The following is a 7,567-nucleotide window of genomic DNA, read 5'->3' as shown; positions in this document are numbered from 1 at the left end:
GGGGGGGGGGGGGGGGGGAGCCAGCACAACAATCAGGTGATCCACGAGGTGCAGGCGTTCGTCGACGAGCACTATGCCCGCGCCGATCTGTCGCTGGAGTGGATGGCTGGCGAGGTCAAGCTGTCGCGCGGTTATCTCGGTCGGATGTTCAAGGCGCAATGCGGCATGTCGTTCAGCGACTATCTCAACCGGGTGCGACTGGAGCGGGCCAAGGAGCTGCTGCGCTCGGATGAGCCGATCCAGCAGATCAGCGAGCGGGTCGGCATCCTGAACACGACGTACTTTTATACGTTGTTCAAAAAAAACTACCAGATGTCGCCCTCGCAGTACCGCGCCCAGTTAAGCAACAATTCGAATCACACGACCTAAAATTGAAGCTTTATGCCGCTGTGCAAATGTGGCCAAAGCTCAGGATCGAAGTTTACGCGTCGTTCCCGATACCTTTACGCTGGAGTAGCTAGCAATCATCATGATCATAAAGGGGATGTTGTGAATGAAGGCAAGGAAACGAACGGTATCCTGGGCTGCCGGGGCCTTGGCGCTGGCTATGCTGACGGCGTGCTCCTCGACGTCGAACAGCGAGCCGGGCGGCTCGCCCTCAAGCGGTCAAAGCGAAGGCGGCGCGACGCAGAGCAAGCTCGTCCGTTATCTGTTGCCCGGCAATGCGCCGCAGGATCTGGACAACGCCGTCAGCGCGATTAATGCCAAGCTGAAGGCGGACGGCCTCAATCTCACCTACGATCCGATCTATATCCCGTGGGATGTGTGGGATCAACGGACGAATCTGATGATGTCGACGGGCGAGGAATTCGAGCTGATCGCGATCATGCATGATGTGAAGAGTCCGAATGTGCTCGTCGGCAACGGCGGCATCGTACCGATCGGCGACTTGCTGGAGGAACACGGACAGGACCTGAAGGCGGCGATGCCGGAGTGGATCTGGGACTCGGCAGTCGTCAACGGCGAGATTCAGTATGTGCCGAACTTCTGGGCGGATACCGCCTTCAACGGCGGCATGGTGACGATGCGCAAGGACTTGCTCGAGAAGAACGGTCTGAGCGCGCCAAGGTCGCCGGCTGAGCTGCTCGACGCGACCGAGACGATCAAAAAGAATTGGCCGGAGGATGACAAGAACGTCTACATCAAGATGCTCAACGAGCCGGCTTATTATCTGCATAACACATACGATACCTTCCCATTCACCGTCGTGGACAATATCATCCGCGTCGATCAGGAAGGCCAGGTCAGCTCGTGGCTGGAGTCCGAGGAGTTCAAGATGGACGTGGACTATATGCGCGAGGCTTACGAGCGCAAGCTCGTCCATCCCGACGTGCTGACGGTGCCGACCGAGGTGATGAATCAGGAGGAGATCGCCGGCCGCTATCTGTACCGGCAGGGCGATGTCAGCATCGGCGACAACGTCAGAGAGCGGTTCCCCGGCGCAGAGGTGGACATCTACTATCTCGCCGACCAGCCGAAGTTCCGCTCGTACGCGATCCGCAACTCCAACGGCGTCTCGGCGACGAGTCCGCATCCGGAGGCGGCGATCCAGTTCCTGAATTGGGTCTACAAGGATCAGGCCAACTTCGATCTCGTGCTGTATGGCGTCGAGGGTGAGCACTTCAAGGACGCAGGCACGAACCTGCGCGAGACGCTCAAGTTCAACGACAACGGGGGCGCGGCCTATGAGCTGGCGAGCTGGCTGCTCGGCCATGTCGAGATGAACCGGTTCCCGACCAGCTTTGACAAAAATCTGCTCGAGCGCCGCACGACAATCGCCGACGACGCCGACGTCGTCAACAGCGTGACGATCGGCTTCAACTTCGACCCGTCGCCGGTCGCAGCCGAGTACGCCAACGTATCGGCCGAGCTGAAGACAAGCGTCGAGCCGCTCCTCTACGGCGTCGTCAGCTACGACCAGGCCCATGCCGGAATGCTGGCCAACATGAAGGCCGCCGGTCTGGACCGCGTCATCGAGGAGTATCGCACGCAGTTCGAGGCGTGGCTGGCAGCGAAGTAACCGCGCGTGGTGGAGTAGGAGTAAGAGTAGGAGTAGGAGTAGAAGTAGAAGTAGAAGTAGAAGTAGAAGTAGAAGTAGAAGTAGAAGTAGAAGTAGAAGTAGGCGTCGGGGCAAGCCCCGGCGCTTTTTCCACATTCTAAGAAATGATCGTTAAGTTATACGAAGGGGGCAGGGCGCGTAGCGGGGAGCGTAAAAGAGAATGAGGTCATCTCATTTGCGGCGCTCGAGGCGGTGATTGTGCCGCCCAGTCTCTCTATACAGCTCTTGGCAATAGATAAGCCCAGGCCATAGCCGCCGGTTTCTCCTGTTCGCGACGGATCGACGCGGTAGAATCGGTCGAATATTTTGGGCAAGTCCTGCGGCGCGATTCCTTTTCCGCTGTTTTTCACAGTACAGGTCACGAGTCGATCGGATTGGGTGAGGGAGACCTCGATATGTCCGTTTTCCTCCGTATATTTAATCGCATTGTCATACAAGATGGTAAATACCTGCGCGACGATTTCCCTGTCGTTATCGAGGATGATTCCCGGCTCGATAGACTGGAAGAGGGCAATTCCTTTCTCGTGTAGCGGAGCTTCCATAGATTGCACGATTTCAGAGACCTGCTCGCTCATATTAAAAGGCGCTTTTTTAATGTCTATCGTTTCGTTTTCCATCCTGGCCAGAGAGAGCAAGCTGTTGATTAGATTGGTCATGCGGTTGGTGCCGACCTTCATGTATTCCAGCCATTTGATCTGGCTGCTGATCGTTTCCTGCTTGTTGGATAGCAGGACATCATAATTGGCATTTATAATCGCAAGCGGCGTCTTCAGCTCATGCGAAGCGTCGGCTACAAACTGCCTTTGTTTTTCCCACGCCTCAGAGATGGGCCTAATCGCACGGTTGGCAAAGATAAGGCTAATCAAGAAGATGGCGGCCAGCACAGCAAAGCCGACCATCGTAAAGGTTACGGCCAACGTTCGCAACGTCTCCATACTTTCGGTAACATCCAGAAACGAAATGTGGTAGCTCCCGTCCTGCGAGGCAATAATCGTTTGCATCCCGTTCTCATTGACGATACGAGTGCTAGTGGCGGGTGTAATGGCATATTGCCAGAGCTTGTTGTTGATTTCTATTGTCCTGCGACCGGCTTTATGATTCCAAGCCGTTTCTGCGGCCTGATTATAGGCTTCCTTCGGCATATCGATCAGCGAATCGATGTCGATGACCTGACCGGATGGATCGACCTTGATCTGAAAGGATAGGGAATAGTTTGCCGAGAGCCGTTTTTCCTCGATGTTTATAGCTACCGCGTCAGTTGGCGAACCTGTATGGGTCTCCGAGGCCCCCACTGTAAATTGCCCTCCAGCTATCGCTTCCAGCTTGCTCGCATTTTCCGTTTGGATATTGTTATTCGTAATCAGATAGATCGCGGCAAAGGCAACGACCACTACTACGAAGGTTAACAGCGTGTTAAGGAGCAGTATTTTATTTCGCAGCCGTCTAAGCATTATGTCCCGCCCTTCCCGTCTTGCAGCAGATAACCTACGCCTCGGATTGTACGCAAGGAGACGCCGGATTGAACCTGACCGATCTTTTTGCGCAGCAGCGAGACATGAATTTCGACCCGATTATCCTCGGCGTCGGAATCGTAGCCCCACAACTTTTCGATGATATGCTCTTTGGACACAGGCGTGTTTTTTCTGCGAATGAGCAATTCCATCAATTGCGCTTCTTTTATAGTTAACGTTGCATCGCATGTCCTGCATGTCAGCAACAGAGTATGCGGATTCAATTGGATATCGCCGAAGGTCAGGATCCCTTCGTTATTTAGTTCGAGCGGCCTCCGGCCTAATGCGCGCAAGCGCGCCAGAAGTTCATCCGTATGGAAGGGCTTTGGGATGTAGTCGTCTGCGCCGCAGTCCAGGCCGTGTACCTTATCTTCGATATGCCCCTTGGCTGTAAGCAGGATGGTCGGCGTTTTGATGCCGTTTTGTCGCATCTCCTTGAGCACCGTCAGCCCATCCTTTTTAGGCAGCATAATATCGAGGATGATGATGTCGTACATATTCGAAAGCGCGCAATCGAGTCCATACTCGCCATCGTATGCCAGATCAACGGCATAATAGTTTTGCTTCAGCACCTGTGCAATGGCTTCCGCGATATATTTTTCATCTTCAACCATCAATATTTTCATGGATTTAACTCCCGATTATAGGATCTATGGCAAAGGAGGTGTACGCTCCTTTGCCATAGATACTACTGCTTAATTTACTCTTCGTCTACTGTGACGCCAGCAGGAGCGTTTTCGCTCCAGGTCTGTCCGCCGTCTGTGGAGTACAGAAATTTGCCGTCTTCGTTGTTTACGGCCACGTCGGCATTGGCGATGGCGCTGGCGGCGGCCTCGACAGCGGCGTTCACGTCGTTGATGGCATCCTTTGATGGCGTGCCGATAAAAATGCTTTGCTCTCCGTTTTTGCCTACGGAAGCCGTAACGCCATCGGGCACTTCATGGCTCCAGGTTTGCCCGCCGTCTGTGGAATACTGCGCGGCGCCATTGTCATCAACGGTGACTTGCAGGCTTTCCAGGCTGTTTGCCGCGAACGCCGACAGCGCGCCGATCGATAGGACAAGCGCCGTGGACAGCGCAATTGCGGTTGCTTTCTTTTTCCCCGTGTTCAGGGCGAGTGCCAATTTTTCTTTCATTGCGATTACCTCCGGTTGGATTAGTATTTTGTAGGCAGCTACCTTACATACCCATCATAGCTGCCGAACCTTTAGCGAACCTGTATCAAAGGCCGAAAGAGGTACGCAATGATGATGAAGGATCGGCGGTCGCCGTTGGTATCCCAGCCAAGCTGGATGGCCAAGTTTCCCAGCCCAAGTTCCCTGCGCAAGCTGGACGGTCAAGTCCCCTTGTCCAAGTTCCCTGAGCAAGCTGGATGGGCTGTGACCGGCATGTGGATCATGTCCCATTCGGCAGCGTCTACAGGTATAATAGAGACAGGTATGGAAAGGGGGCGAAGCCGATGACGAGGCGGCGAATCATCTGCGACCGCTACGGCGAGCCGGCGGATGTGCTGCGCGCAGAAAGGCAGCCGCCCTCGGAGCCGCGCAGCGGCGAGCTGCTCGTGCGGATGCTGGCTCGGCCGATCAACCCGTCCGATCTGATCCCAGTACGGGGCAGCTATGCGCATCGGACGACGCTGCCGATGATCCCCGGCTACGAAGGGGTGGGCGTCGTCGTCGAGGCGGGCGACGCCGCTAACCGGAGTCTAATCGGACGGCGGGTGCTGCCGCTCCGGGGCGAGGGGACCTGGCAATCGCTGGTGCGCGTGCCGGCGGCGACAGCGGTCGAGGCGCCGATCAGACTCGACGACGACCAAGCGGCGCAAGCCTATATTAACCCGCTGACGGCCTGGGCGACCTGCACCGACGAGCTGGCGCTGGGCGAGGGCGATACGCTCGTCATCAATGCGGGCGGCTCGGCGATTGGCTGTTGCTACGCTCAGCTGTCGCGTCGGCTCGGATTTTCGCTGATCGCTATCGTCCGCGACGCGCGGCATGTCGAGCCGCTGTACCGACTGGGCGCGGCCCATGTCATCGTCGAGGGGGAACAGCCGAGCGTGGCAGCCACAACAGCTACATCAACAGCGGAGCTGCTCGTGGCAGGAGCGCCGCTCCGTCAGCCGGGGGAGCTGGGATCGGTGCCGGAGTCGCAAGAAGGGATAGCGACCAGCCAGCCCCATGAGTCGCAGGAGTCGATGATGCCCAGCGAGCCGCCCCGTGAGTCGCGAGAGCTGAGAGGGGCAATCGATGCGCTGCGTGAGCCTCGAGAGCTGACAGGGGGAATCGATGCGCCCCGTGAGTCGCGAGAACTGACAGAGGCAATCGACTTGCCGCGTGAGCCGCAAGGGCTGATGTCGGCCGGCGAGCGGCTCCGTGAACCGCGTGAGTGGATGTCGACCAGCCAGCAGTTCCGTGAACATCAAGGGCCGATGTGGGGCAGCGAGCAGTTCTGTGAGCAACAAGGACCGATGTGGGGCAGCGGTTCGCTGCGTGAGCCGCGTGAGCGGATATCGGCCAGCGGTTCGCCGCATGAGTCGCAAGGGACGATGTCTGTCAGCGGGGGGCGTTCTGAGTCGGGTGACCTGGCTGCAGCTGTAGCCGCACTTACTGGCGGTCGACTGGCGACGGCGGCGATTGATTCGGTCGGCGGAACGGCAGGCGCTGCGCTGGCTGGCTGTGTACGCCCCGGCGGCCGGCTGTTAACGATCGGCCTGCTGTCGGGCAGCCCTGTACCGTGGCCCCAAGTTTCGAAGCGGACAGGTGTGCAGGTGGGACTGTTCCATCTCCGTCACTGGAATGGGCGCGTCCCGGTGGCGCGCTGGCGGAGCGAGATGGAGCGGCTGCTCCACTGGATGGCGGCCGGGCTGCTGGCGCTGCCGACACCAACGGGACGCTATGCGCTCCCGGAGATCGGGGTAGCGGTACGGGCTGCGGAACGACCCGGTGCAGGCAAAATCTTGCTGACGGAAGAGCAATGAAATGGGGGAAACGGAATGAGCGAACAGATGAATGTGCAAGTGGATGAACAACGGAACGAACAACGGAACGAACAACGGGGCGAACAACAGGGCGAACAACGGAACGAACAAAGGAACGAACAACAGGGCGAACAACAGAACGAACAACAGAACGAACCAACACCGCCGACCCGAATCTATATCGTCCGGCATGGACAGACTGAATGGAACGTAGAGCATCGTTTTCAGGGGCATCAGGACTCGCCGCTGACCGCCTTGGGCGTGCAACAGGCAGAGTGGCTGGCCGAGGCATTGCGTGAGAAGCGCATCGATGCAATCTACGCCAGTACCAGCACGCGGGCATTTCGGACGGCCGAGATCATCCGGGGCAAGCGCGAGTTGCCCATACATGCTCGCGAAGGGCTGAAGGAGATTAATTTGGGCGTCTGGGAGGGGGGTATTCAGCAGGAGCTAGAGGCGGCTGAGCCTGAGCGGTACGAGGCGTTCTGGAATGACCCGGAGACGTTCCGCGTCGAGGGCGGCGAGACGTTCACCGAGGTGGTGGCGCGTGCGAGTGCTGTACTGGATGAGATCCTGGAGCGCCATGCCGGCGAGACCGTGCTAATCTCCACCCATACGGTCGTTCTCAAGCTGCTGATGGCCCGCTTCGAGGGTCGGGCACTCCGTGATTTGTGGCAGTTGCCGTACATCTACCCGGCCTGCCTCTGTCTCGTCGAAGGCAGCCACCCCGACTTCAACATCGTCCTGCATGGCGATACGAGCCACTACCGGGAGACGCCTGTCGAGGGCTAGCCGTGACCCTGGCGCGCATCGCGACAGGCTCGACGGTTGCTCCGACCCAGGAGAAGCCGGAGCGAGTCGAGCGGGGCTATAGCGCATTCTGATACAGGGATAGCAACGAGCGGGCTGTCCGATTGTTCGCTGGATGGAGGTCAGCGTCGGGCAGCCTGACCTTATGCCATAAATGGCATAAATGCGGCGCCCTTGCGCCAGAAAGGGCAGACTTGTGCCATAAATGGCA

Annotated in this window: 7 protein-coding genes; 4 read left to right on the top strand and 3 right to left on the bottom strand. The window is 57.8% G+C overall.

Annotated features, from left to right (window positions below; all coding sequences use genetic code 11):
• Positions 1-369: helix-turn-helix transcriptional regulator (locus PA598K_RS36265; RefSeq protein WP_185602059.1), on the top strand; the 369-nt coding region annotated here is incomplete at its 5' end.
• A 124-nt stretch (positions 370-493) separates the two neighbouring features.
• On the top strand, positions 494-2,020 hold the full coding sequence (locus PA598K_RS17670) for an extracellular solute-binding protein (protein WP_128658236.1): 1,527 nt from the start codon (positions 494-496) through the stop codon (positions 2,018-2,020).
• Between the two features lie 155 nt (positions 2,021-2,175).
• On the opposite strand, the gene PA598K_RS17665 is transcribed toward PA598K_RS17670, so the two are convergent.
• The 3 genes from PA598K_RS17665 to PA598K_RS17655 all read right to left on the bottom strand — a co-directional run bounded on the left by PA598K_RS17665 (position 2,176) and on the right by PA598K_RS17655 (position 4,705).
• Positions 2,176-3,510 (bottom strand): sensor histidine kinase, encoded by a 1,335-nt coding sequence (locus tag PA598K_RS17665; protein ID WP_128658235.1) that lies wholly within the window; start codon positions 3,508-3,510, stop codon positions 2,176-2,178.
• Positions 3,510-4,196 carry a response regulator transcription factor gene (locus PA598K_RS17660; RefSeq protein ID WP_128658234.1) on the bottom strand — a complete coding sequence of 229 codons (687 nt, stop codon included), beginning with the start codon at positions 4,194-4,196 and terminating at the stop codon, positions 3,510-3,512. Before PA598K_RS17660 ends, PA598K_RS17665 begins: the two co-directional genes overlap by 1 nt.
• Before the next feature lie 74 nt (positions 4,197-4,270).
• Positions 4,271-4,705 (bottom strand): exo-alpha-sialidase, encoded by a 435-nt coding sequence (locus PA598K_RS17655; RefSeq protein WP_128658233.1) that lies wholly within the window; start codon positions 4,703-4,705, stop codon positions 4,271-4,273.
• Positions 4,706-5,028: 323 nt separating this feature from the next.
• Here PA598K_RS17655 and PA598K_RS38040 point away from each other — a divergent pair, with 323 nt between their 5' ends.
• Together PA598K_RS38040 and PA598K_RS17640 are read left to right on the top strand one after the other, a co-directional pair.
• A complete protein-coding gene (locus tag PA598K_RS38040; RefSeq protein ID WP_260405470.1) occupies positions 5,029-6,546 on the top strand; it encodes a zinc-dependent alcohol dehydrogenase family protein in 1,518 nt (505 codons plus the stop codon).
• A 15-nt stretch (positions 6,547-6,561) separates the two neighbouring features.
• Positions 6,562-7,338, top strand: a complete 777-nt coding sequence (locus PA598K_RS17640; RefSeq protein WP_260405469.1) for a histidine phosphatase family protein — start codon at positions 6,562-6,564, stop codon at positions 7,336-7,338.
• Positions 7,339-7,567: the final 229 nt, after the last annotated feature.

The organism is Paenibacillus sp. 598K (genome assembly GCF_003851045.1).
GTDB lineage: Bacteria > Bacillota > Bacilli > Paenibacillales > Paenibacillaceae > Paenibacillus_D.
This window is presented reverse-complemented; position numbering and strand designations above follow the sequence as displayed.

Bases quoted from the DNA above. Each gene is read 5' to 3' on its own strand.
- PA598K_RS17655 (WP_128658233.1), bottom strand. From the start codon at position 4,705: ATGAAAGAAAAATTGGCACTCGCCCTGAACACGGGGAAAAAGAAAGCA.
- PA598K_RS17660 (WP_128658234.1), bottom strand. From the start codon at position 4,196: ATGAAAATATTGATGGTTGAAGATGAAAAATATATCGCGGAAGCCATT.
- PA598K_RS17640 (WP_260405469.1), top strand. From the start codon at position 6,562: ATGAGCGAACAGATGAATGTGCAAGTGGATGAACAACGGAACGAACAA.
- PA598K_RS17665 (WP_128658235.1), bottom strand. From the start codon at position 3,510: ATGCTTAGACGGCTGCGAAATAAAATACTGCTCCTTAACACGCTGTTA.
- PA598K_RS17670 (WP_128658236.1), top strand. From the start codon at position 494: ATGAAGGCAAGGAAACGAACGGTATCCTGGGCTGCCGGGGCCTTGGCG.
- PA598K_RS38040 (WP_260405470.1), top strand. From the start codon at position 5,029: ATGACGAGGCGGCGAATCATCTGCGACCGCTACGGCGAGCCGGCGGAT.